Source organism: Mucilaginibacter sp. GW821-FHT07G05, assembly GCF_059418565.1.
In genome coordinates this window covers 381,681-405,188 of the sequence record NZ_JBWKQC010000006.1, presented here as the reverse complement: position 1 = coordinate 405,188, position 23,508 = coordinate 381,681, and the positions used below count along the sequence as shown (strand labels likewise).

General features: G+C 43.7%; 25 protein-coding genes. 20 read left to right on the top strand and 5 right to left on the bottom strand.

The features are described from left to right. The first annotated feature begins 390 nt into the window (after positions 1-390). From kbl to AC07NA_RS17495, 6 genes are read left to right on the top strand one after another with little or no spacing between them, the layout of a single operon-like run. Complete coding sequence (kbl, locus tag AC07NA_RS17520) at positions 391-1,581, top strand: glycine C-acetyltransferase (protein WP_494898894.1); 1,191 nt, start codon at positions 391-393, stop codon at positions 1,579-1,581. Positions 1,582-1,629: 48 nt separating this feature from the next. Further along, positions 1,630-1,908: a DUF6364 family protein gene (locus tag AC07NA_RS17515; RefSeq protein ID WP_345210750.1), complete on the top strand. Its 279-nt coding sequence runs from the start codon at positions 1,630-1,632 to the stop codon at positions 1,906-1,908. Next, positions 1,905-2,315, top strand: coding sequence for a PIN domain-containing protein (locus AC07NA_RS17510; protein ID WP_494898893.1), 411 nt, complete (start codon positions 1,905-1,907; stop codon positions 2,313-2,315). The genes AC07NA_RS17515 and AC07NA_RS17510 overlap by 4 nt, the downstream gene beginning before the upstream one ends. Before the next feature lie 2 nt (positions 2,316-2,317). After that, positions 2,318-3,352, top strand: a complete 1,035-nt coding sequence (gene pheS / locus AC07NA_RS17505) for a phenylalanine--tRNA ligase subunit alpha (protein WP_494898892.1) — start codon at positions 2,318-2,320, stop codon at positions 3,350-3,352. Continuing rightward, positions 3,349-3,756, top strand: coding sequence for a Rieske (2Fe-2S) protein (locus AC07NA_RS17500; RefSeq protein ID WP_345210753.1), 408 nt, complete (start codon positions 3,349-3,351; stop codon positions 3,754-3,756). Before pheS ends, AC07NA_RS17500 begins: the two co-directional genes overlap by 4 nt. A gap of 4 nt (positions 3,757-3,760) precedes the next feature. Then, the gene (locus tag AC07NA_RS17495) at positions 3,761-4,342 is read left to right on the top strand and encodes a TetR/AcrR family transcriptional regulator (RefSeq protein WP_345210754.1); all 582 of its coding nucleotides are present in this window, start codon (positions 3,761-3,763) and stop codon (positions 4,340-4,342) included. A gap of 256 nt (positions 4,343-4,598) precedes the next feature. Here the strand turns inward: AC07NA_RS17495 and AC07NA_RS17490 are convergent, their stop codons facing one another. Then, entirely contained in the window at positions 4,599-5,021 is a 423-nt protein-coding gene (locus AC07NA_RS17490) for a hypothetical protein (protein WP_494898891.1), read from the bottom strand. A gap of 17 nt (positions 5,022-5,038) precedes the next feature. Further along, positions 5,039-5,839, bottom strand: coding sequence for a hypothetical protein (locus tag AC07NA_RS17485; protein WP_494898890.1), 801 nt, complete (start codon positions 5,837-5,839; stop codon positions 5,039-5,041). Between the two features lie 115 nt (positions 5,840-5,954). Here AC07NA_RS17485 and AC07NA_RS17480 point away from each other — a divergent pair, with 115 nt between their 5' ends. The 6 genes from AC07NA_RS17480 to AC07NA_RS17455 all read left to right on the top strand — a co-directional run bounded on the left by AC07NA_RS17480 (position 5,955) and on the right by AC07NA_RS17455 (position 9,763). After that, the gene (locus AC07NA_RS17480; RefSeq protein ID WP_494898896.1) at positions 5,955-6,584 is read left to right on the top strand and encodes a hypothetical protein; all 630 of its coding nucleotides are present in this window, start codon (positions 5,955-5,957) and stop codon (positions 6,582-6,584) included. Then, positions 6,574-6,885 (top strand): winged helix-turn-helix domain-containing protein, encoded by a 312-nt coding sequence (locus AC07NA_RS17475; RefSeq protein WP_494898889.1) that lies wholly within the window; start codon positions 6,574-6,576, stop codon positions 6,883-6,885. The genes AC07NA_RS17480 and AC07NA_RS17475 overlap by 11 nt, the downstream gene beginning before the upstream one ends. A 70-nt stretch (positions 6,886-6,955) precedes the next feature. After that, the gene (gene creD, locus AC07NA_RS17470) at positions 6,956-8,305 is read left to right on the top strand and encodes a cell envelope integrity protein CreD (protein WP_494898887.1); all 1,350 of its coding nucleotides are present in this window, start codon (positions 6,956-6,958) and stop codon (positions 8,303-8,305) included. A gap of 85 nt (positions 8,306-8,390) precedes the next feature. Further along, positions 8,391-8,810 (top strand): hypothetical protein, encoded by a 420-nt coding sequence (locus tag AC07NA_RS17465; protein ID WP_494898885.1) that lies wholly within the window; start codon positions 8,391-8,393, stop codon positions 8,808-8,810. 24 nt (positions 8,811-8,834) lie between these two features. Beyond that, positions 8,835-9,278, top strand: coding sequence for a hypothetical protein (locus AC07NA_RS17460; RefSeq protein WP_494898884.1), 444 nt, complete (start codon positions 8,835-8,837; stop codon positions 9,276-9,278). 14 nt (positions 9,279-9,292) lie between these two features. After that, positions 9,293-9,763, top strand: coding sequence for a hypothetical protein (locus tag AC07NA_RS17455; protein ID WP_494898883.1), 471 nt, complete (start codon positions 9,293-9,295; stop codon positions 9,761-9,763). Positions 9,764-10,483: 720 nt separating this feature from the next. Here the strand turns inward: AC07NA_RS17455 and AC07NA_RS17450 are convergent. Beyond that, on the bottom strand, positions 10,484-12,301 hold the full coding sequence (locus AC07NA_RS17450; protein ID WP_494898882.1) for a serine hydrolase domain-containing protein: 1,818 nt from the start codon (positions 12,299-12,301) through the stop codon (positions 10,484-10,486). A 133-nt stretch (positions 12,302-12,434) separates the two neighbouring features. On the opposite strand from AC07NA_RS17450, the gene mutL reads away from it, so the two are divergent. From mutL to AC07NA_RS17420, 6 genes are all read left to right on the top strand, one after another. Continuing rightward, positions 12,435-14,294, top strand: a complete 1,860-nt coding sequence (gene mutL / locus AC07NA_RS17445; protein ID WP_494898881.1) for a DNA mismatch repair endonuclease MutL — start codon at positions 12,435-12,437, stop codon at positions 14,292-14,294. Positions 14,295-14,321: 27 nt separating this feature from the next. Beyond that, a complete protein-coding gene (locus AC07NA_RS17440) occupies positions 14,322-15,023 on the top strand; it encodes a rhomboid family intramembrane serine protease (RefSeq protein WP_494898880.1) in 702 nt (233 codons plus the stop codon). An 18-nt stretch (positions 15,024-15,041) separates the two neighbouring features. Continuing rightward, positions 15,042-15,866 (top strand): rhomboid family intramembrane serine protease, encoded by an 825-nt coding sequence (locus AC07NA_RS17435; protein WP_494898879.1) that lies wholly within the window; start codon positions 15,042-15,044, stop codon positions 15,864-15,866. After that, on the top strand, positions 15,856-16,962 hold the full coding sequence (locus tag AC07NA_RS17430) for an endonuclease/exonuclease/phosphatase family protein (RefSeq protein WP_494898878.1): 1,107 nt from the start codon (positions 15,856-15,858) through the stop codon (positions 16,960-16,962). The genes AC07NA_RS17435 and AC07NA_RS17430 overlap by 11 nt, the downstream gene beginning before the upstream one ends. 94 nt (positions 16,963-17,056) lie before the next feature. After that, positions 17,057-18,517, top strand: coding sequence for a cysteine--tRNA ligase (cysS, locus tag AC07NA_RS17425; protein ID WP_345210889.1), 1,461 nt, complete (start codon positions 17,057-17,059; stop codon positions 18,515-18,517). A gap of 120 nt (positions 18,518-18,637) precedes the next feature. Then, positions 18,638-19,507, top strand: coding sequence for a hypothetical protein (locus tag AC07NA_RS17420; protein ID WP_345210888.1), 870 nt, complete (start codon positions 18,638-18,640; stop codon positions 19,505-19,507). Between the two features lie 215 nt (positions 19,508-19,722). On the opposite strand, the gene AC07NA_RS17415 is transcribed toward AC07NA_RS17420, so the two are convergent. Both AC07NA_RS17415 and AC07NA_RS17410 read right to left on the bottom strand, forming a co-directional pair. Continuing rightward, positions 19,723-20,685: an AAA family ATPase gene (locus AC07NA_RS17415; protein WP_494898877.1), complete on the bottom strand. Its 963-nt coding sequence runs from the start codon at positions 20,683-20,685 to the stop codon at positions 19,723-19,725. A gap of 9 nt (positions 20,686-20,694) precedes the next feature. Continuing rightward, positions 20,695-22,116, bottom strand: a complete 1,422-nt coding sequence (locus tag AC07NA_RS17410) for a peptidylprolyl isomerase (RefSeq protein ID WP_494898876.1) — start codon at positions 22,114-22,116, stop codon at positions 20,695-20,697. A gap of 167 nt (positions 22,117-22,283) precedes the next feature. Here AC07NA_RS17410 and AC07NA_RS17405 point away from each other — a divergent pair, with 167 nt between their 5' ends. After that, positions 22,284-22,868, top strand: coding sequence for a hypothetical protein (locus AC07NA_RS17405; RefSeq protein WP_494898874.1), 585 nt, complete (start codon positions 22,284-22,286; stop codon positions 22,866-22,868). A gap of 8 nt (positions 22,869-22,876) precedes the next feature. Next, the gene (locus AC07NA_RS17400) at positions 22,877-23,455 is read left to right on the top strand and encodes a non-canonical purine NTP diphosphatase (RefSeq protein ID WP_494898873.1); all 579 of its coding nucleotides are present in this window, start codon (positions 22,877-22,879) and stop codon (positions 23,453-23,455) included. Positions 23,456-23,508 lie beyond the last annotated feature (53 nt).

Below are 23,508 nucleotides of genomic sequence, written 5' to 3'. Positions count from 1 at the left end.
TAACACCCCCTTGGATCCCCCATTTCAACAATAGTAATTAGCCTTAAAAGATATTAATAAGACCAAAGGCAGGGCAAAGGCCCCGTGCGGCAAAGAAACCTTTTTGCTGACTTGACTTTTGGTTACTTTGTGGCGAAGACAAAGTAACTGGGGCACTGCGCCCAAGAGCAGGCTGCCGCAAATTAAAGCACAAACAAAATATAGGAGCATCTAACACCTCTCTAAAAAACATCGTACAATAAACCCACAAAAAAACCACTCATATTATTCAACATTAACACGTTACACCCTTAAAATGCAAACTTGTGTAATTAATATATTTAAAAGGTTAATTTTTAACCCTTAAATACATGGTAATGATTAATTTTGCCGATTAAAAAATAAGCAGATATGTACAATACCTTACAGCCGGTTTTACAGCAGGAACTAACTGAAATAGAAAACGCCGGGTTATATAAAAGAGAAAGGATCATCACATCGCCACAGGGTGCGGATATTACTGTACAGGGTGGTAAAGAAGTAATTAATTTTTGCGCTAACAACTACCTTGGCCTGTCATCAAACCCTAAAGTAATTGAGGCGGCAAAAGCGGCTATGGATACCCATGGCTATGGCCTTTCATCGGTACGTTTTATTTGCGGTACACAAGATATTCACAAAGAACTTGAACAAAAGATAGCCGAATTTTTAGGCACAGAAGATACCATACTTTACGCCGCAGCATTTGATGCCAACGGTGGTGTGTTCGAGCCATTGTTCAATGCCGAGGATGCCATTATTTCCGACGAGTTGAACCATGCCTCTATTATTGATGGTGTACGTTTGTGTAAAGCACAGCGTTACCGTTACAAGCACGATGATATGGCAGACCTGGAAGAGAAACTACAGGCAACACAAAATCTGCGTCACCGTATTATCGTTACCGATGGCGCTTTCAGTATGGATGGTACTATTGCCCAGCTGGATAAAGTTTGCGAACTGGCCGAAAAGTATAATGCACTCGTAATGATCGACGAGAGCCATTGCTCCGGCTTTATGGGTAAAACCGGCCGTGGTACGCATGAGCACCATAACGTAATGGGTAAAATAGATATCATTACCGGTACCCTGGGTAAGGCATTGGGTGGTGCATCGGGCGGTTTTACATCGGGCCGTAAAGAGATCATCGATATGCTGCGCCAGCGCTCGCGTCCGTATTTATTCTCGAACACTTTGGCTCCGGCTATTACAGGCGCTTCAATAGCGGTACTGGATATGCTAAGCGAAACAACCGACCTGCGCGATAAACTGGAAAGCAATACCCAATACTTCCGCGAAAAGATGACCGCTGCCGGTTTTGATATTAAACCGGGTGTGCACCCGATAGTACCTGTTATGCTTTACGAAGCTAAACTGGCCCAGGAATTTGCCGCTAAAATGCTGGAAGAAGGTATATACGTAATTGGTTTTTACTACCCGGTAGTACCGCAGGGCAAAGCCCGTATCAGGGTACAGATTTCTGCCGCGCACGAAGTGGGGCATTTAGACAAAGCCATAGCCGCCTTTACCAAAGTAGGTAAGGAGCTGGGCGTGATCAAATAATACGTATAGTTTATTTATATTTGTACGTATAAGTTAAATTGAACGGTTATGGCAACTACAAAGCTGACATTAAGCGCTGATAAGGAAACTATCCAGTTGGCAAAACGAATTGCTTCGGAGAGTAATATCAGTGTGTCTAAACTGTTTAAGAATTTAGTGACGGAGATAGCAAAAAAGAAGAGTAAGAAAGACCCGCTGTTAGAGAAACTGAAAAGCACCGAAATGCCCGATTGGATTCAGCAGTTAACACTTGTTGATAAGCCAACCCCCGATTTTGATCACAAAGCCGAATACGGGAAGCATTTAGAAGAAAAGTATGGTGCATGAGGTCAGTATTTATTGATTCGGACATATTGCTTGATGCCTTACTAAAGCGGGAGCCTTTTGATATTTGGGCGAAGGGTGTTTTAATGCTGTTAGATAATAGTGAATATACAGGTTGCACATCAGTACACTCGCTGTTAAATACACATTATATAGTAAAGAAACACGTAGGCGAAAAAGCCGCGCGTGCATCAATAAAAGTACTGGCCCAAAAGCTAAGCATACTTACAGAAGATGCCGCTGTTGTTGATCAGGCGATAGCTTCAGCGTTTTCGGATCTGGAAGATGCCGTACAATACTATACAGCCGTGAACGGCAAGGCCGATGTTATCATCACCAGGAATATAAAAGACTATAAAAATTCTGCTATACCTGTTTTAACAGCCGAGCAGTTTTTAAGAACATTATAACAATGCAAGAAACAATAGATAAATACACCTCCGAAATTAAGGCTTTTACACAGGCTAATGCCGAAAAGCTGGAGGAGTTCCGTATAAAATTTCTGGGTACTAAGGGGATCATTAAAGACCTGTTTGAGCAGTTTAAAACTGTTGGTGCCGAAGAGAAACGTACCTTCGGTAAAGTGCTTAACGAGTTTAAGCAACTGGCCGAGGCGCGCTATAACGAATTGAAAGAAGGCTTGGGCGCGCATGATACAACCGGCGATCAGCAGCAGGACCTTACTTTGCCCGGCGAGGGTTTCGCGGTAGGCTCCCGTCACCCGCTATCATTAGTGCGTAACGAGATCATCGATATTTTTAAGCGTTCGGGTTTCGTAGTGGCCGAAGGACCTGAGATTGAAGACGACTGGCACAACTTCTCGGCGCTAAACTTCCCCGAAGAACACCCGGCGAGGGATATGCAGGATACCTTCTTTATAAAAAAGAATAACGGTAAGGATGATATCGCCCTGCGTACGCATACCTCATCGGTACAGGTGCGTATGATGGAGAATGGTAAACCGCCGTTCCGCGCTATTATGCCGGGCCGTGTTTACCGTAACGAGGCTATATCTGCCCGTGCACATTGTTTCTTTCACCAGGTAGAGGGTTTATATGTTGATGAGAATGTATCATTTGCCGACCTGAAACAAACGCTTTTTCACTTTGTGCAGGAGCTTTATGGCGAAGGTACCAAGCTGCGTTTCCGCCCGTCGTACTTCCCGTTCACCGAGCCATCGGCCGAAATGGATATATCATGTACGATCTGTAAAGGTGATGGCTGTAATATGTGCAAATACAGCGGCTGGGTTGAAATTTTGGGCTGCGGTATGGTTGATCCTAACGTGCTCGAAAATTGCGGTATTGATAGTAAGAAATATACCGGCTTTGCCTTTGGTATGGGTATCGAACGTATTACCAACCTGAAATACGTAATTCGCGACCTGCGCCTGTTCTCAGAGAACGATGTTCGTTTCCTGAAACAGTTCCAGACTGATATTATATGAGGAAATTGCTTATATTGGCATTACTGAGCTGTTGTTTTCTGAGTTGCGGAAAGCAAAGCGAAGTAGTGCCGTATGCGCGTGTAGATGTAACGGTACAAATAAACGATCCGCGGTACTCGCTTACACGGGTAGGAGGGTACGCTTTGGTACAGGGCGGCGTAGCCGGTGTTATTGTTTACCGCCGCTCGCAGGATGCCTTTGTGGCGTACGACCGTTGCAGCAGTTATCAGCCCGAAAATAAATGCGCTGTTAATATTGATGAGGTTGATATACAGGTGGTAGACCCATGCAGCGGATCGAAATTTTTGCTTTCCGACGGTTCGCCGGTTAAAGCGCCCGCTTCGCGATCGTTACGCGCGTACATAGCGGTTTCAAATGGGTTTGAGATACATGTTACTAATTAATTGAATGGAAGCCGATAAAATTAAAGACAGCATAAAGCGTGCCGCGCAGGACCTGTTCCGCAAGTTCGGTTACCATAAAACAAGTGTTAACGAAATAGCTAAGAAGGCCAAAATTGCAAAGGCCACTATCTATAAATATTTTGACAGCAAGGAAGCCGTATTACACTCCCTGCTGATGGACTACATACGAGTAAGTGTTGACGAACTGATACACGTTACCACACCAGAAATGGACGAGGAAGAGCACCTGCGCAACCTCATCATGAAAACCTGCCGCCTCTCTTACACCGTGTGTAACGAGTTTATAGGCTGGGAGTTCATCCGCGAATCGGCCAACTCACAGGAGTTTTTAAAGAACCTGTCTAACGAGTTGGAAGACCTGCTGGTATTATCATTTACCCAGCTTACCCACATCCGCAAGCACGAAACTTATCAGCAACGCCTGCGCTTTTTAATTAAATGCAGTAAAAGCATCGTGTTCAGCTTCGCGTTCACCTCGGTAAGTGATGCCGACGTACGCAAGAACTTCGTATCCTTTCAAAAAGAAATATTGCCGTATTTGGTGAAAGCGGCTATTACTGTTTAAGTTGCACCTAAAAGCCTGTCATTCTGAGAATTTTAATTCTTTTTAAATTTTAAAGGTAAAATGACGATGGCTCACACCCCCTCTCCACTGTCATGCTGAGGAACGAAGCATCTATTGCAGATAAGCATAGCGAAGAAGATTCTTCAAACGTTCAGAATGACAGTTTTTTTAACACGTCATGGGTAGATACGAGTCCCGTCGCTTTTTGAAGTTCCTATATAAATCGCGTCATTGCGAGGCTCGAAGCAATCTCTACTTAGGCTAAGCTTGTGCTGTGATTAACGTTAGCCTGCTCTTGGGCGCAGGGCCCCATTACTTTTGAGGGCAAAAGTAACAGACTAAGCGAAGTGATCTCATGAGTACCTATAAAAAACCAATAGCGAATAAACCCTTGTCCAGCAAAAGGCTTCTGTGCCGCACGAGGCATTTTCCCTGCAAAGCTGTCAGAACTTAGGGCTGGAACTTTTGCCCCGCCGCTCGTATCCCACCCGCATGCAACAAGTTCGCTATGCCCGCCTTTGCGCTCCTGGCAGCCAAAATTCTGCCCGTTTTCACCCGAAGCTGTTTGCTGACGGTTGCGAAGTCGAGATTGTTCCATCCGTCCAATCCATAAATATGAAATAAATTTGCTGATACGAATTATTATCAATTCCAACCTATAGTCGTTGCCTATCACCATGGGGCTGAATTATGGTATCAGGTAGTTTTGTAAATGTACCAGCCATTACCAATCTCCCGTACCATAATATAACTGTTGGGGGTCATCTCAGGCACATTCTTCTTATCTTTAATGTAGAGGTAGCCAACAATGTTATCTATCATTCCGCCTATAACAAAATTTATATTATTCGTTTCTCCATCATTTACTCGCACAGTATTTAAAAACAACGACCTGAACTCTTTCTTTTTGGTGTCGATTTTTACTCCTGCTGACAATGCGTCTCTTAATTTTTCAAAGGCTATCTTATTCTTATTAAAGTGCGCGATGATCTGATCGTCTGACGCGAGGGTTAAACCTGTATTGCCCAATTCGTATTCATACTCCTCCCTTGTATTAAAAAGAGATTCACCGCTGTTTTTTGATGATTTCGATGCGATAATATCATTAACTTGTTTAGGGCTGAGAGCTTTGAGCTGTTGGTATATTGTTTCCGTTATACCGGTTACAGCCAAAGCTCTAACAGCACAAGCTTTCCATTGCGTATCGTATTTAAAATGCATGTACAAATCAAATGCCTGTCCATCGTTACCGGTTACAGTAATATTTACAACGGCCGTTTTATTATTTTGAGCAAGTAGCCTGAATTGTTGTTTAGTACCAGTTTTAAAATCGCTGCCATTAGGATGCCCTTTGTATTCATCCATAAAGTATTTACTGATGCCCCGGGGCGATTCTTTTGAAAATATCAGCTTTGCGAGCTGTAAAGGTGAGTATTGCTGAGCGTACGCCTTGGCAACAAAAAAAAATGTTATTATCAATAAAGATATGCGCCTCATATTTTTTATGTTTTTTGTTGCAAGATAAAAATATTATAAGTTACTTTGAAAATAAAAGTACTTTCAAGTGAAAGAAAATCAATTACAAAACGAGCTTACCTCTATCCGCGCATTGATGGAGCGTTCATCAAAGTTTATTTCGTTAAGTGGCCTTTCGGGCGTGCTGGCGGGTATATATGCTTTGATAGGGGCGGCCTGCGCGCAATTTCTTATCTCCACGGAGCGTAGCGCAGCGGTATACGGCGAAAACAGTTACTATCATGATGGTTATGTTAATGGCACTGCGCCATACAGAGGCGGCACCGGTGGCATATTTTCGGTAAATGTTTTTGCACCTTATATTGTGATAGCATTATCGGTGCTAATTTTATCAATCGTATCGGGCATTATCTTAACCCGTCGCAAGGCGAAAAAGAACGGGCAGCCGGTATGGGGTAAAACCAGCAAGTCGTTATTGTTTTATATGGCTACGCCTTTGCTAACCGGCGGGGCGCTAATTATCATCTTCATTATTAGGGGGTATTTGGGCATTGTAGCACCTGCTTCATTAATTTTTTATGGGCTTGCACTTATCGGCGCAAGTAATTTTACCTTTGGCGACGTTAAATACCTCGGTATTTTTGAAATTATTTTAGGCCTGATAGCTGCCCTGCTACCCGGCTATGGTTTATTGTTTTGGGCAATAGGTTTTGGTATACTGCATATTATATACGGCAGTATAATGTACTTTAAATATGACCGGTAAAAACCCTTTTGAAAAGCTCGACAAGGCTTTTGAGAACCGCGTAAGACTGCAAATTATGAGCGTTTTAATGGCTAACGACCGTTACGACTTTAACTCGCTTAAAGAATTGCTGAGCATTACCGACGGTAACCTGGCATCGCACCTTAAAGCTTTAGAAAAGGACGAATATATTGTGGTGAACAAGAGTTTTTTAGGGCGTAAACCCAATACTAATTATGAAGCATCGGCAAAAGGAAAAACAGCTTTTAAACAACACCTCGACGCTATGGAGCAACTGATAAAATTGCAGAAGAAGCTATAGCTCTATTTTTTTGCCTATTAACTTTGAAATACAAAGTACTTTTAATATATAAAATATAAATAATACGATCATGTTTGAACAACCTCAAAAACCAAAAACAACCGACTGGCTTAAGGAGTCGGTAACATTTAAGCTGGTATTTATATGCGTGCTGGCGCTGGTACTGCTTATCCCATCAGTATTTATCCAAAACCTCATCAGCGAACGTGCCGTACGGCAGGAAGAAGTGATCAGTAAGGTATCTGATACCTGGTCGGGCAGCCAGCAGGTGAACGGACCGGTGCTGGTGATTCCCTATAAAAAGAACGAAAACTACATTGATACCTCGCGCAGGCAAACTGTACGCCAGGTGATAGATTACCTGTACATACTGCCCGATGGCCTTAATTACAAAGCCAATGTAAAAGGCGAATTGCTACACAGGGGAATATTTAAGGTAGTAGTATATAATACCGATATTAAGGTATGGGGTAATTTCTCTAAAACCGATATCAGCGCGCTGGGTATTGCCAGCGATCAGCTGATGCTGGATAAAGCCATCATCACTTTCGGCGTATCCGATTTAAAAGGACTAAAAAACAATCCCGTAATAAAGGCTGCCGGGCAGTCGCTCAATTCCGAACCATCATACAGTGATCAATCTGTTTTTGAGAATGGCCTGCAAGCCCGTATTAACCTAACCAATGTGACCGACAATGCCTTTACTTTTAATTACGACCTGCAACTAAAAGGCAGCCAGCAGCTATACTTTTTACACCTGGGTAAGGTAACTGATGTACAGTCTGCCGGTAACTGGGCCACTCCAAGTTTTGATGGCCGTTACCTGCCCGATGACCGTAAGGTTGATAAAAACGGGTTTAGCGCCAAATGGCGAATGTTGTACTATAACAGGCCGTTCCCGCAACAATGGGTAGGCAATAGTCACCTGCTCGATGATAAGAAAAAGCAAGCTGATGCCACCTTTGGTATAAAGCTGCAATTGCCGGTTGATGAGTATCAGAAAACCATGCGCACCAGTAAATATTCGCTGCTCATCATTCTTCTTTCTTTTATCTCGTTGTTTTTAACCGAGCTGATAGGCAAGCAAAAGGTACATGCCTTTAACTATATCCTTATCGGCGCAGCCATGGTGATCTATTATACGCTGCTGCTCTCTTTTTCCGAGCAAATTGGCTTTAATTGGGCCTACCTGGTGGCTTCGGGCGCAACCATAGGTTTAATAAGCGTGTTTATCGCGTCGTTATTAAAAAACAAAAAAGCGGCGGCATTATTCGCGCTTATCCTGTCGGTATTCTACACGTTCATCTTCGTTATTATTCAACTGGAAGACCTTGCGCTCATGGTAGGCAGTGTCGCCCTGTTCATCATCATCGCTATACTCATGTATGTATCCCGCCGTATCGATTGGGATAAGCAATAAGCATTACACCTAACCTTATCACCCGCACCCGGTGGCCATAAGCGCCGGGTGCTTTTTAAAAACAACAAATTAATATCATACATCAATGTACGAAGCTTTTAAATATTCTGTAAGGGTGTGGCTAACAGGTGTGCTATTATCACCGGCCATCATCGCGGTTTTCGGTATAATTCCCCGCAATAATTTTGATAACATCGTATTCATCTTTTTTTTCGGTACCATATTCGGCCTGGTATTATCCATACCAAGCTTCCTGTTATTATTATCCCTCACTGCCATCATAGTTAAGCGGGATTTTAAGCCGTGGTATAAAAAAATTATCCTGTCGTTTACCGGTATTGCCTTAACATTGTTGGCATTTTATCTGTATCAGCAAAACAGGATGCTGCATGGCGAAAATCTTCAATTCGCTATTGTGTACGCATTGGTAATTATAGCCGGAATTTGGTATTACAAATTTCACGGCATTGCCGAGGATCAAATTTCCTGGGATCAACCTTTATAATTTATATATAATCCTTCTGCACACATGAACCTAAATCAATCACCAATTAAAACAGCTTTTATTTACGCCATAAAAGTATGGCTAACAGGTGTGCTTGTACCAGCCGTAATTTTTTCGCTGTATACTGCCATTATAGATAAGATCTCGGATAATTGGCCTATTGAAATGATAATAATAATTATTGTTGGAGGGTTGATATCTATCCCCAGTTTGTTCTTATTATGGTTAGTGGCGGCAATAATCGTCAATGGAAAATATCATATACAATACAAAAAAATGTTTATTTCCATTGCCGGTATATTATTAACCCTACTACCTTTCTTTCTGGTTTTTAGGTTAACCATATTTGATTATGACGTGCTTGTTTTTATTGCGGCGTATGCTACTGTAATTGTATCTGGTATTTGGCTCTACAAATTAGAGAGCGACGATACAATTGCCATAGAAGAACCCCATAACCTCATATAATTTATTTCTACCTCATGAATCTAAACCAATCAGCAGGAAAAACAGCATTTATATACGCCGCGAAAGTATGGTTAACAGGCGTGTTTATATCGCCATTATTTATCCCTTTATATTACGTGTATGACAGCGCCGATTCATCTGAGTTGCTTACCTTAATTGTAATAGGCTTTATTGTAGGCGGAATATTTTCTGTCCCCAGCTTTGCATTGCTATGGTTAACAACTTCATTAATTGTTGTTACCAACTATAAAAAGCAGTACAAAAAAACTGCCCTTACGGTTGCTGGAATATTATTAACGCTGCTGGCCTTTTTCTTATTTCTTGGCTGTGAAGTAACGCAAGAGATTCCAATAAAGATATATATCCCTATATATTCCGTTGTGATAATAACAGGTATCTGGGCTTACAAGTTAAACGATGTTGACAATGTTGAAAGTGCAACAGAAGCCCCCGATTCCGTATATTCAGAAAATCAAGGCCAGTAGCGTTTGGTTCCCGATAGCCCCGTGATCCACTCATACTGCACAAGGCATTAGCCACTTTGGCCGGTATCCGCTACTCCCGGGTTTAGGGTTGCAGAGGTAGTTCTTTTTTCGGTGAGCGAGCTTTGAAAACTTTTAAAGTGGTCAACGCTTTCAATAACAAAATGAAGTTACTTGTAAGGCGTGCGGCGGGACGCCGCGTAATAGTCGTCACTCGGCTGAAGCCGCAGCGACTTAGTGATTTTTTTAAAACAGAAAATCTCTGTGTAACTCCGTTCAAACCTCAGCGCACTTTATGATACGAGCCTTTATCACCATGCAAAAGCACAACCCATTAATACCCACAAAAATGCGGCATCGTAAGGAACGGGTAGCACAAGCCCTGCCTAAGCAGAAACTTTGAAAGTTCCTTGCGCAGCCGCGACTTTTTTCTTTGGTTACTTTCTTTTTTGAGAGAAAAAAGAAAGTAACATCCACTAAGGTTGATTAAAGCACAACCATTCCTAACGAAGAACAAAACGACGATAAATCTTTCGTTCCGCTCAGGATGATCGACTGCGTGATTTATTTGAAAAACAGAAAAATCTCTGTGTAACTCCGTGCAAACCTCAGCGCACTCTGTGGTAAAAAAAATCGCCACACAAAAGCACTACCATTCCTAACGAAGAACAAAACGTCAATAGATCCTGAGCGGAGCGAAGGATGACAGTGAGAAAAATAGCTTTACAACCCCTTCTCTATTGCCTGATACACCACATCCTGTATCCTGCCCCTGATGCGGAGGTTCGATAGCTTGTCGGTAACTTTGGGGTATACCCTGTTGGATAGGAATATATAAACGAGGTTATATTTAGGGTCAACCCATACGCAGGTACCGGTATAGCCGGTGTGGCCAAAGGTTTGGTCGGAAGCCAGCTCTGATGGGTAATGACGGGTAGTGATAGGATCCCAACGGTCGAAACCTAATCCGCGGCGACTAACCGGTGATTGTTTTGATGTAAACATTTCTACTGTTTCGGGTTTCAAATACTGCACACCGCCGTAGCTGCCTTTGTTCAGCATCATTTGCATTAAAATAGCGATATCATTAGCCCCGGCAAACAAACCGGCATGCCCCGATACCCCGCCTGCCAATGCCGCGCCCTGATCGTGCACGTAACCATCTAACAGGGTATGCCTGAAATAGGTATCATCCTCTGTAGGCACTATATGATCTATACTGAAACGGTTGCGCGGTAAAAAGCCCGCGGTTTGCATCCCCAGCTTGTTATAAAACTGATCCTGCACGTAAACATTCAGCGGTTCGGCAGTAATAGTTTCCACTATCTCCTTCATAAAGTACATACTCAGGTCGCTGTATTCGTACTGGCCGCGGGTGCGTAAACCTGTTTTCAGCATGGTGGGCAGCATCACATCTTTATAGTAATCCTTTCGCACAAAATAATTATCGGCCACCTTGGTAGGGTACATTGCTGATGAATCGCTGCTGTGGTCAGTTGGTTTTATACGGTCGTGAAACGGGATGTAAGGCACCAGTCCGGCCTGGTGCAGCATCAATTCGCGCACGGTAATATTGTTCTTGTTAGTAGCGCGTGCCAGCGGAATATAGCTGCCCATGGTTGAATCGAGGCTGATCTTCCCCTCATCATACAAACGCATAACCTCCATGGTGGTGGCGCTTATTTTTGTTACCGATGCCAGATCGAAAATGTCGGTTATCTTATCGGGCATTTCTGCTTCATAGGTATGGTAGCCGTAAGCCTTGTTAAATATCACCTTGCCATCTTTAGCCACCAATACCACGCAACCCGGAGTAGCATGTTGCAGCATGGCTTCTTTAGCGATGTTATCAATACCGGTTAAATTATTCGAGTTAATGCCCGCCGCTTCGGGGATGGTGTATTGCAGCCGCGTTTTTTGTGTAGTAAAACCGGTATTGGCGCTATACCTTGCCGAAAACGTACGACTAAGCTTTTGCGTAACAGGCACCCCGCCGAAAACAGCTTGCGCCATAATTGATGACGATACGGGCGTAACCTGTTCCGACCATAATATCGGGCTGGTAAAATCCTCCAGCAGGGCCAGCGAGTTGCCATTGCCAAAAAGCGCTACCACTACGTTCTTTATTTTTTGGTTGGCCTTAATAAAGCCGAGTACCTGTGGATTATTGAGGTCGATATCGGTTACCTGTATAATAAGGGTGTTATAAAATTTAAGATCGAGCGCCAGCGTGTTGATATTTTTAGGGCCGAGATAATCGGTACCCTTAAATTGCTGCACTTTGGCATACCTGGTAAGCAGGCTATCAAAGGCTAAATTATAAGTATTGGAGAAATTGATGCTGGCTATTTTCGCTTCGTCGAGCTTTTGCAGCGGAACGGTTTGCTGTTCGTTATTAAGCAGTACGATGGAATTTTCTACGGTTGTTTCCTCTTTAAGGTAGGCCATAGCGGTCATGGGCGGGTTTTGCGCGCAGGCCGAGTTAAACAATACAAATAACAACAGCACTAAAGGCACATAACCATACTTATTTTTTCTCATACGTACTAACTAACGATATTTTTTGTTTCTTAATGTTTAACCTGTAGTTTTTATTACAATCAGTAAACCGTAAAGTTATGCCTCTAAATAATTAATTTAGCGCCGAAATAGAAATAGAAGGGAATTTTTTTTAATGCCAGATATCATACAGCTTTTACCTGATGCCGTTGCCAATCAAATTGCCGCCGGCGAGGTGGTTCAGCGCCCTGCATCAGCGGTAAAAGAATTGGTAGAGAATGCCATAGATGCCGGTGCCGATAAAATACAGCTGATACTTAAAGATGCCGGGAAATCACTAATACAAGTTATTGATAACGGCTGCGGCATGAGCCTTACTGATGCCCGCATGAGCTTTGAACGCCACGCCACCTCAAAAATACGCAAGGCCGACGACCTGTTTGCCATACGCACCATGGGTTTTCGCGGCGAGGCTATGGCTTCAATTGCCGCTATTGCGCAGGTGGAGTTAAAAACCCGCCGCCACGAGGACGAACTTGGCACCTGCCTCAACATCGAAGGTTCGGAGGTAATTAGCCAGGAGCCATGTTCAACCAATACAGGTACATCCATCGCTGTAAAAAACTTGTTTTACAATACACCCGCCCGCCGCAACTTTTTAAAAAGCAACCCGGTAGAGATGCGCCACATTATCGACGAATTTCAACGTGTAGCGCTGGCTAATCCGCAGGTGTTTTTAACCATGCACCACGATGGACAAGAGGTGTACCACCTACCTGCATCAGCGTTGAAACAGCGTATTGTACACCTTTTCGGTAACAATTACAACCAGCGCTTAGTACCTGTTGAAGAAGATACCACCATTATAAAGCTGCACGGTTTTGTTGGTAAGCCCGAGTTTGCCCGCAAAACCCGCGGCGAGCAGTTCTTTTTTGTAAATAACCGCTACATCCGCGATGCTTATTTGAATCACGCGGTGCTAACAGCTTTTGAAGAGCTGCTGCCCGATGAAAGCTTTCCCCTGTATGTGTTGTTTATCGATATCGACCCGGCAAAGATCGATATCAACGTACACCCTACCAAAACCGAAATTAAATACCAGGACGAGAAAGCTATTTACGCCATCATCCGTTCGGCGGTAAAACGTTCGCTGGGTAAGTATAATATTACGCCTACTTTAGATTTCGACCAGGAGAACAGTATTGGGCACCTGATCACCGAAAAACCTTTGGATGAAATAGTAGCGCCAACCATCGCCTTCAACCCCGATTTTAACCCCTTCGCGGGCGAAAAACGGGCCGACAGGGAAACATCTTTCATGCGCAATTCGGCCGAAAGGCGTGCTAACCCAATCCCGCAAAACTGGGATACGCTGTACCAGATAGCCAAACGGGAAACCGCCGACGTACAGCACGAACTGCACGAAGAAAAAAGCATTTCGGTCGATGAGCAGGAAGTGAACAAAAGCAGCGAAAGGCAATTGTTCCAGATCCATAACCGCTTTATCCTGTCGCAAATAAAATCGGGCTTTATGCTGATCAGTCAGCAAGCCGCGCACGAGCGCATTTTGTACGAACGCTTTTTACAGCAGCTGCAAAACCATTCGGGCGTGAGCCAGCAGAGCCTTTTCCCGCAATCTGTCACACTAAACAGTGCCGATTTTGAGTTATTAAAGGAGCTTTTGCCCGACATTCGCGCGCTGGGTTTCGATATCCGGGAGTTTGGTAAGAACACCGTGGTAGTTGAAGGTATCCCCGCCGAACTGAACAACGTAGGCGAGCATGAGCTGCTGGAACATTTACTGGAAGGATTTAAAAACAACCAGGCTATTTTAAAGTTAAATAAGCGCGATAACCTTGCCCGTTCGCTGGCGCGCAACGCCGCCATAAAGGCCGGCACCAAATTATCTTTAGAAGAAATGAACTTGCTGATAGACCAGCTTTTTGCCTGTCAAATGCCTAACCTGGCCTTGAACGGTAAGCCTGTAATCAGTACATTTACAATGAACGAACTTTTTGAACGATTTGAAAAATAGCCGACAGGCTTAAACCTGAATAACAAGATGATGCAATCGCCCTTAGCTAATATACCGCCGGTAATAAAAAACCTGCTGATCATCAATATCATATTTTTTATAGCCACATATACCTTACCGGGGTTAGAACTTACAGCGAGGCTTTCTGCATTTTATCCGCTTGCCCCACTTTTTAAAGCCTGGCAGCCTATAACTTATATGTTTATGCATGGCAGCCTGGGCCACATTTTCTTTAATATGCTGGCGTTGGTTATGTTTGGTTCTACCATTGAAAGGGTATTGGGTTTAAAACGCTTTGTTGAGTTTTATTTTATAACCGGTCTTGGTGCCCTGGCGCTGCACATGGCTGTACAAGCCATTGAATTGCACGCGGCTATCGGTAGTTTCAGCATAGCGGGTGTTGACCCCACAGCTATGCTAAGTCAAGACGCGGTTCAAACAGCTACAGATATTTACCGAACACCTATTTTAGGTGCTTCAGGTGCTGTTTTTGGTGTATTGCTTGCATTTGCTTACCTGTTTCCGAATACTGAATTGCTCATTCTTTTTATTCCGGTGCCTGTAAAAGCAAAATATGTTGTTGCAGGCTACATGGCAATAGAACTTTTTTCGGGTTTCGGACGTTTTCAAAATGACTCTGTTGCTCACTTTGCACATATTGGTGGTGCGCTGTTTGGCTTCATCCTGCTTAAAATATGGGGTTACAGAAGTTCAAATAATATGTACTAAATTACCTGTGTATAAACCATGACACTCTGGCAAAACATTACTTATAAAATTCAAAGCACCGGCAGTAAACTGTATTATCTGATCGGTATTAACGTTTTTGTTTTTTTATTGAGTAGCCTTGTCCCGCGTGTTAGCGCATACCTGGCTTTTTCGCCCGATGTGGCCATCCTATCATCCCATTTATGGACACCTGTAAGCTTCATGTTTATGCATGTGGGCATACTGGCTATCATATTCAATATGCTTTGGCTGTACTGGATAGGTACCGTATTTGAAGATTTTTTAGGCTACAAACGCATAGTAGGCTTATACATAATGGGCGGCCTTGCGGGCGCTGCGCTGTATTCGGCCTGTTATTACCTGTTGCCTTTAATAACTCATACTGCTTTTTTAAGTAACGCCGCTATACCGGGCGGCATCGCGGCGCTGCTGGCTATTATAGTAGGTACTGCAACCCTCGCCCCAAATTTTGAAATAAAACTGATACTTTTTGGCAACATTAAATTAAAATGGCTGGTAGTAGTTTACATAGTTGCCGACCTCATTAATTATAGCAGTGCAAACGCGGGCGAAAAGATAGCCCACCTTGGCGGCGCCATACTTGGCTTCGCTTATATTAAAAGCCTGCAAAACGGCACCGATTGGCTCGGCGCCATCAGTAACTTGTTTAAACCACGCCCCAAACTGAAGGTAGTTTCACGGAATTTCGAAAAAAATACAACCTCGTACCCCCCGCAGGAGGAAATTGACCGTATATTGGATAAGATTTTGCAATCGGGCTATGATAGCCTGAACAAGCAGGAAAAGGAAGTATTATCTCGGGCCAGCAAGGATGAAGGATAAAAAAAAGAAGTTACCCTTTATTGATCGTTTCTTTTTATGGATAAACTATCTGTTATGCGGCGCATTGCTTTTAAGTTACCTGGCACCTGTTGTTAACCCCTCAAGCAATTGGATCATCGCGTTTTTCGGGCTGGCTTACCCGCCGCTGCTGCTGCTCAATATCATCTTAATTATTTACTGGGTATTGCGCAAGCGCATGTATTTTGCCTTGTCGCTCATTAGTATACTTATTGGGTATAATGTATTGTTCAATAATATAGGCCTCCGCTTTTCGGGCGAGGGCAAACCGCAGCCAGGCGCCATAAAGGTAATGACCTACAACGTGCACGATTTTAAACCCTTCGGTTACCAAAACGATGTAGCCACCAAGCACAATATGCTTAAGCTGATTGAAGCCCAGCAGCCGGACATTATCACCTTTCAGGAGTTTTATACCCGCGCCCATGGCGAGTATGCCATGATCGACTCTATGAAAAAGTTGATGAACAGCAGCCATTATTATTTTGAGCCTTTCCGTTCAAGCGCGCAGGAGGCTATCGGTATGGCTATCTTCTCAAAATACCCTATAATAAAAACCGGCCTCATTAAGCTGGTGAACGATTTGAGCGATAACCAATGCCTCTATGTAGATGTAAAAAGAAATAACCGGATATTCAGGGTATACAACGTGCACCTGCAATCTATCCGGTTCGATCCTGTCGATTATCGTTACCTCGATACCATATCGCAAAAAGGCAAAACCAGTTTACGCGCCAGCCGTCGTTTAGGCAGCAAACTAAAGCAGGCATTTATTAAACGCAGCAAGCAGGTATTTACCATACGCGAACACACCGCGCAATGCACCTACCCGTTTTACATAGCCGGCGATTTTAACGATACGCCATCATCGTTCGCGGTAAACCAAATGTGTAAAGGGTTAAAAAACGCGTTTCGCGAAAAGGGAGCGGGTTTGGGGCGTACCTACAACGGTAACTTCCCTAACTACCAGATAGATTATATTATGGCAAGTCCGCAGTTTGAAGTGGCGGCTTACCGCATCATCGAGAAAAAATTATCAGACCATTATCCGTTATATACTGAATTATTGTTAAAGTAAACCTCCGGCCAACAGAAGGGCACTTTTATAATATGAGTATAAAAAGTAAGCACCCTTTGGCAAGATTTAGAGGGGGATTCGTAAGTTTGCGCACATGAAACAAAATTTATTTGTTTATAATACCCTTACAAGAAAGAAAGAAGAATTTAAACCGCTGAACGCGCCACACGTGGGCATGTACGTTTGCGGTCCTACAGTTTACAGCGATGCTCACATGGGCAATTGTCGTACCTATATATCATTCGACCTTATTTTCCGTTACCTTACTCACCTGGAGTATAAGGTACGCTACGTACGTAATATTACCGATGCCGGTCACCTTGAAGGTGATGCCGATGAAGGTGAAGATAAAATATCAAAGAAAGCTAAATTGGCCAAACTGGAACCTATGGAGATTGTACAAAAGTACACCGTTGGTTTCCACGAGGTGATGGCGTTGCTTAACATTTTGCCGCCAAGTATTGAACCTACCGCTACCGGCCATATTATTGAGCAGATAGAACTGGTAAAACTTATACTGAAAAGCGGTTTTGGCTACGAGGTTGACGGTTCGGTTTACTTCGATGTGGAGAAATACAACTCTACACAAGATTACGGCATATTAAGCGGCCGTAACCTTGACGATATGCTGAACAATACCCGTGCGCTGGGCGGTCAGCAGGAAAAACATGGCAAGCTTGATTTTGCCCTTTGGATAAAAGCCAAGCCCGAGCACCTGATGCAATGGCCATCGCCATGGGGCAACGGCTTCCCGGGCTGGCACTTGGAGTGCTCGGCCATGAGCCATAAATACCTGGGCGACCAGTTTGATATTCACGGCGGCGGGCTCGATCTGATCCCTACCCACCACACCAACGAGATAGCGCAAAACGTGGCATCGTGCGGTAAAAACCCGGCTAATTACTGGATTCATACCAACATGCTTACTGTTAACGGGCAAAAAATGTCGAAATCATTAGGGAACAGCTTTTTGCCGCACGAGCTTTTCTCGGGCAATAACCACATCCTTAACAAGGCCTACAGCCCCATGATGGTACGCTTCTTTATGCTACAGGCACATTACCGCAGTACGCTCGATTTTGGTAACGAGGCCATGGAAGCATCAGAAAAAGGCTTTAAAAGGCTGATGAACGCTTTCTCATTACTTAACGAGCTTCAACCATCGGGCAGTACCGAGGTGCAGATAGCACCGCTTATTGAGCGTTGCTATGAGGCCATGAACGATGATTTTAACAGTCCGGTACTTATTGCCGAACTTTTTGAGGCTTCGCGTGTTATCAACTCCGTAAAAGATGGCAAGCTGAAAATTGATGCCGAAAATCTGGATCTGCTTAAAAGCATGATGAACACTTTTGTGCTGGATGTGCTGGGTTTAAAAGATGAGCAGGCTGGTAACGATGAGCTGCCAAACGTAATTGACTTTATAGTGAAACTGCGCAACGAAGCCAAAAGCAACCGAGACTACGCCACCTCTGATAAGATACGTGATGGACTGCAAAAAGTAGGCATTCAGCTAAAAGATGGTAAAGAAGGCACCAGTTGGAGCAAAATTTAGAATGGATATGAATTAACACACCATATAATTAATATTACCTTAGTACGTTTAAAAACAGGTTAATCCCTAATACAACCAGGCAATAAATTTGATTTACATTGCCTTGCACACATCACTAACATGAAAAAAATATTATCCGCCGCTGTTATTTTAATAGGAGTAAGTACTGCAACCTTCGCGCAAAAAAAGGCTGCCGAAGTTAAAACTGTTGTTGACGCTGAAGAAAACTTCAACAAAATAGTTGCCCGTAAAGGTATTAAAGATGGTTTTTTAGCCGTTGCCGATGTTGAAGGTATTGTATTTAAACCCGACGCGGTTAAAATAGTAGACTTTTATGCCAATATAGCTAAGCAACCGGGTGTTTTAAAATCAGAGCCTAAGTTTGCCCGCATATCTGCCAATGGCGATCTGGGTTTTACTGCTGGCCCATACACTTACCAAAATGGTAAAAAAGAAGAAGATAAGGTATATGGCGAGTACGTATCCGTATGGCGTGCCGATACCGAAGGCAAACTAAAACTATTGCTTAACTTGGGTATACAACACCCGGAGCCGGAAAAAGAGGTTACTATAGATTTTAAAGAGCCCGATTCAGCTAAAGTGATAGCGGCAAGTAAAGATCCTTTCAACGGTAAAAAGATTATTATTGATACCGATAAATCATTCAACGCGGCGCTTACACGCTCAACCGTTGGTAGCTATAAAGAATTTTTAAGTCCGGAAGGTCGTTATTATTTCCCGGGTTTTGAGCCTATGACCGGTACCGACCGCATTATGCGTTTCGTAGCCAACGAAGCCATCAGCATCACTGCCGAAACCACCAACGCAGGCCGCTCAACCAGTAACGACTTAGCTTACAGCTACGGTAAAGCCCGCATCAAAAAAGGTAACATCGTAAGCAGCTTCAACTACGTACGCATCTGGGAAATTGACAAAGATTTCAAATGGAACATCCTGCTGGAAATATTCTCGGCAGTTGAAAATGAATAATTTGGTCATTGTGTCAATGGGGCATTATTTTGGTCATTAGGCATTGTGTCATTGGTCATTGACTATTGTTCGACGAGAAAGACATAATTTATAATAAGAAAGGGTTCTGATTTTATCAGAACCCTTTCTTTATTTACAACATTGCCAATGACAATATCCAATATCCCATTAATGACCTAATGCCACAATAACTAAAGTAATGACCAAAATAATGCCTAATAAAGCTGTTGAATGATATCATTAGCCGATAAGCCTTCGGCTTCGGCGTGGTAGCTGCGTACTATGCGGTGGCTGAGGATTGGTTTGGCTACGGCCTGCACATCTTCTATATCGGGCGAATACTTGCCGTTGATCACGGCGTGGCATTTGGCTCCAAGCACCAAAAATTGCGATGCCCGCGGGCCCGCGCCCCAGTTAAGCAACCTTTTTATTTGCGGAGTGGCAAACTCGCTGTCGGGACGGGTCTTTGAAACCAGCTTAACGGCGTACTCAAGCACATTATCGGCAATAGGGATGTTGCGTACCAATTGCTGAAAATAAATGATCTGCTGGGCGTTTAACACACGGTGTACTTCTGTTTGTAAAGTACTGGTGGTGTTTTTTACTACCTGAAGTTCCTCGGCAAAGCTTGGGTAGTTTAGCGTTACGTTAAACATAAACCTGTCCAGTTGTGCTTCCGGCAGCGGATAAGTACCTTCCTGTTCTATCGGGTTTTGGGTAGCCAATACAAAAAATGGCTGTGCCAGTTTATGGGTAACACCGGCAGCGGTAACCGCCTTCTCCTGCATAGCCTCTAACAAAGCAGCCTGGGTTTTGGGCGGTGTCCGGTTAATCTCATCGGCCAATATGATGTTTGAAAACACCGGGCCGGGTATAAATTTAAAGTTGCGGTCTTCACCCAATATCTCCGAACCTATAATGTCCGAAGGCATCAGGTCGGGGGTGAACTGTATCCGTTTAAAATCCAGGTCGAGCGCTTGCGCTATAGTTTGTACCAGCAGCGTTTTAGCCAACCCCGGTACACCTACCAGCAGCGAGTGCCCATTGCTGAATATCGATATCAGCACATATTTAATAACCTCATCCTGGCCAATAATTACTTTGCCAATTTCGGCACGTAGTTTCTTGTAGGCCTGCCCAAGGGCATCGGCCGCTTCCACATCAGAGGTATACTGCATATTGTATTATTACGGTTTGGTTTGCGCTGTAATGGCAGCCGATGGCCATCCTTTCAGCTGCGGACAAGATAAGTAGTTTTCGTCAACCCTGATGTAGGTTTCTTTACGTCTTTTTTCAAACCACTCGCTTATGGTGCGGTTCACCTTGGCATCGTAAGTAGCTTCCTTCAGTTTCGGGAAATCTGTTTCCAAACTGGCCTTGTGCGCGTCAGTAACCGTTTTAAGGTATAATATTTTGTATGATTTTTTACCGGTTTCTTTTTCGGTAAATACTTGCGGAGCAGCTGTAGCGCCAACCTTCATAGTATCAACCACCAAGGCTACCTGCGGGTCTAACTTATCGGTAGGGATGTGGGTAGTACGGGTTTGAACGTTATCAAGGTTCAGCATCATACCGCCGTTGTATTTGGTTTCTTTATCGTCAGAGTAATAAGCTGCCGCTGCCGAAAAATCTATCTTTTTATCTTTTTGCAAAATGGTGTAAACGCTATCGGCCATGTGTTTAGCCCTTTCCAAACTGGACTCCGTAGTTACCGGGGCTATCAGTATGTGGCGGGTGTGCACCTGCTCGCCGCGGCGCTCCAGTACCTGTAAAAAGTGGAAACCGTAATCGCTTTCAAACACAGGTGAAATTTCGCCGGCTTTCAATTTAAACGCTACTGCCGAAAACTCTTTTACGAAAGAGCTACGATCTGAAAAACCCAGATCACCACCTTCAGGCGCCGAGCCAGGATCCTGTGAGTATAAACGTGCTAAAGCCGCGAAGTCTTCGCCGTTTTTGATACGGGTACGCAAGTCTTCGGCTTTTTGCTTGTACAATGATTTTTCTTCCTTGGTCAGCTTAGGCTGAAATACGATCTCGCCTACTTCAACTTCTTTGTTATAAGTAGGTAAGCTATCTTTAGGGATGGTTTCGAAATAAGCCTTAACATCCTGCGGGGTAACATTCAGCTTTTCGATGATCTTGCTGCGCATGTTCTGCGCTATCATTTGCTCTTTAATATCACTGCGAATCTCGTCTTTATACTGAATAACGGTACGACCCAGGAAGCCTTCCAGCCTGTCTTGTCCGCCGGCACGTTGTATCATACCGCGCATGCGGCGATCAACCTCGTTATCAACATCTTCATCTTTCACCTGTACACTATCAATTATCGCCTGTTGTACCAGTAGTTTCTGGCTTAACAAGCTTTGCAGTATCTGGCATTTAACATCAGCATTAGGGGCGTTACCCTGTATTAAAAACTGCGCGTATTGCAGTTCAATATCTGATTGCAGTATGGGGCTGTTGCCCACTACGCCGGCAATATTATCCAGCATACGTACTTTCTCTTTAACCGCGGCAGGTTTAACGGTACTGTCCTGCTGTGCTTGCGCGCTGGCAGTGATGAATAAAATCAATGTTAAAACTACTGTCCCTATCTTTCTCATGTATCTTTAAAATGCTAATTATGTTACGGATAGCTGTTCCGTAAAAAGTCCGAATTTCGGTAAAATTTATCAATTATAGCAGCACAAATAAATTACCGGCTATATATTATGCGAATATGCCGATAAAGCATCAAACCGTTTAATTACTTTTGTTAAAAATTGTTAAAGTGAAAGTTGAAAACCCGGCCGCTTTTCGTTTTATACTTGATGACGATATTTACCTGTTAAATACCGACAAGCAAGCCTACGTGCAAACTAAAAGCGAACCCCTAACTGAGCCTGTTACCGAACCCACGGCCGTTGCCGCTCCTGTTGCTGAAGAAGTTAAACAACCCATTGCAGCACCACAACCAATAATTGAAACGCCTAAACCCGTGTTTAAGTACCTCGGCCGCAACAAACAACGCTTTTTAATACTGGTAAATTACGCCGATGCCGATTTTATGCAGGCCGAGCATTTAACCGCGCTGGAAAATACCATAAAACGCAAGACCCTAACCATGGAAGATGTGATAGTGACCAACCTGGCCAAATATCCGGGGGTAACCATCACCGAACTCAGCGCGTTTTTTAAGCCTAAGAAGTTATTGGTACTTGGGCAAACGGCCATGCCGGCAGCAATTGCGCCGCTTACGCTGAACCAGCCGGAAACCATTAACGGCATACCTGCTCTTTTAACTTTTAGTTTTAACGAGATGATGACCAATAACGACTATAAAAAGGCGTTTTGGGAACAAGTGAAAAACTTCTAAATAATACTATGCAGCAATTAGTTTTTGCAACCAATAACCGCCACAAGCTTGATGAAGTGGCCGCTAAAATTAACGGACAAATAACACTGCTTACCCTTAATGATATTGGCTGCGACGATGATATTGAAGAAACCGGCACTACCTTCAGCGCAAATGCCTCAATAAAAAGCTACCACATTTATAACAAGTACCATGTTAACTGTTTCGGCGATGATAGCGGACTGGAAGTTGATGCCCTCAACCATGAGCCCGGTGTATACTCGGCACGTTACGCGGGCGAACATGGCAACCATGCGGCCAATATAAGAAAGGTATTGGAAGGCCTTGGTGATAACCCTAACCGTAAAGCCCGTTTCCGCACGGTAATTTCACTACTATGGAACGGTGAGGAGCATTTTTTTGAAGGAACGGTGGAAGGCACCATTCGCCACGAAGTAAGCGGCGAGGGCGGTTTTGGTTACGATCCTATTTTTCAGCCCGATGGATACGACATCACCTTTGCCGAAATGACCATGGAAGAAAAGAACCTCATCAGCCACCGGGCAAAAGCTATGGATGGGTTGATCGCGTTTTTGAATAAGGTGTAAAATGCTTGTCAGTAAAGATTAAAATGAATCTTGCTTAAGTTCCGAGTATCCCA

Excerpts from the sequence above, each read along its gene's own strand:
- AC07NA_RS17415 (WP_494898877.1), bottom strand. The coding sequence starts at position 20,685 with ATGCAGTATACCTCTGATGTGGAAGCGGCCGATGCCCTTGGGCAGGCC.
- AC07NA_RS17510 (WP_494898893.1), top strand. The coding sequence starts at position 1,905 with ATGAGGTCAGTATTTATTGATTCGGACATATTGCTTGATGCCTTACTA.
- AC07NA_RS17440 (WP_494898880.1), top strand. The coding sequence starts at position 14,322 with ATGATGCAATCGCCCTTAGCTAATATACCGCCGGTAATAAAAAACCTG.
- AC07NA_RS17495 (WP_345210754.1), top strand. The coding sequence starts at position 3,761 with ATGGAAGCCGATAAAATTAAAGACAGCATAAAGCGTGCCGCGCAGGAC.
- cysS (WP_345210889.1), top strand. The coding sequence starts at position 17,057 with ATGAAACAAAATTTATTTGTTTATAATACCCTTACAAGAAAGAAAGAA.
- AC07NA_RS17465 (WP_494898885.1), top strand. The coding sequence starts at position 8,391 with ATGTACGAAGCTTTTAAATATTCTGTAAGGGTGTGGCTAACAGGTGTG.
- AC07NA_RS17475 (WP_494898889.1), top strand. The coding sequence starts at position 6,574 with ATGACCGGTAAAAACCCTTTTGAAAAGCTCGACAAGGCTTTTGAGAAC.
- kbl (WP_494898894.1), top strand. The coding sequence starts at position 391 with ATGTACAATACCTTACAGCCGGTTTTACAGCAGGAACTAACTGAAATA.
- AC07NA_RS17410 (WP_494898876.1), bottom strand. The coding sequence starts at position 22,116 with ATGAGAAAGATAGGGACAGTAGTTTTAACATTGATTTTATTCATCACT.
- AC07NA_RS17500 (WP_345210753.1), top strand. The coding sequence starts at position 3,349 with ATGAGGAAATTGCTTATATTGGCATTACTGAGCTGTTGTTTTCTGAGT.
- AC07NA_RS17450 (WP_494898882.1), bottom strand. The coding sequence starts at position 12,301 with ATGAGAAAAAATAAGTATGGTTATGTGCCTTTAGTGCTGTTGTTATTT.
- mutL (WP_494898881.1), top strand. The coding sequence starts at position 12,435 with ATGCCAGATATCATACAGCTTTTACCTGATGCCGTTGCCAATCAAATT.
- AC07NA_RS17480 (WP_494898896.1), top strand. The coding sequence starts at position 5,955 with ATGGAGCGTTCATCAAAGTTTATTTCGTTAAGTGGCCTTTCGGGCGTG.
- AC07NA_RS17485 (WP_494898890.1), bottom strand. The coding sequence starts at position 5,839 with ATGAGGCGCATATCTTTATTGATAATAACATTTTTTTTTGTTGCCAAG.
- AC07NA_RS17490 (WP_494898891.1), bottom strand. The coding sequence starts at position 5,021 with ATGGTGATAGGCAACGACTATAGGTTGGAATTGATAATAATTCGTATC.
- AC07NA_RS17400 (WP_494898873.1), top strand. The coding sequence starts at position 22,877 with ATGCAGCAATTAGTTTTTGCAACCAATAACCGCCACAAGCTTGATGAA.
- AC07NA_RS17430 (WP_494898878.1), top strand. The coding sequence starts at position 15,856 with ATGAAGGATAAAAAAAAGAAGTTACCCTTTATTGATCGTTTCTTTTTA.
- AC07NA_RS17460 (WP_494898884.1), top strand. The coding sequence starts at position 8,835 with ATGAACCTAAATCAATCACCAATTAAAACAGCTTTTATTTACGCCATA.
- creD (WP_494898887.1), top strand. The coding sequence starts at position 6,956 with ATGTTTGAACAACCTCAAAAACCAAAAACAACCGACTGGCTTAAGGAG.
- AC07NA_RS17515 (WP_345210750.1), top strand. The coding sequence starts at position 1,630 with ATGGCAACTACAAAGCTGACATTAAGCGCTGATAAGGAAACTATCCAG.
- pheS (WP_494898892.1), top strand. The coding sequence starts at position 2,318 with ATGCAAGAAACAATAGATAAATACACCTCCGAAATTAAGGCTTTTACA.
- AC07NA_RS17435 (WP_494898879.1), top strand. The coding sequence starts at position 15,042 with ATGACACTCTGGCAAAACATTACTTATAAAATTCAAAGCACCGGCAGT.
- AC07NA_RS17420 (WP_345210888.1), top strand. The coding sequence starts at position 18,638 with ATGAAAAAAATATTATCCGCCGCTGTTATTTTAATAGGAGTAAGTACT.
- AC07NA_RS17455 (WP_494898883.1), top strand. The coding sequence starts at position 9,293 with ATGAATCTAAACCAATCAGCAGGAAAAACAGCATTTATATACGCCGCG.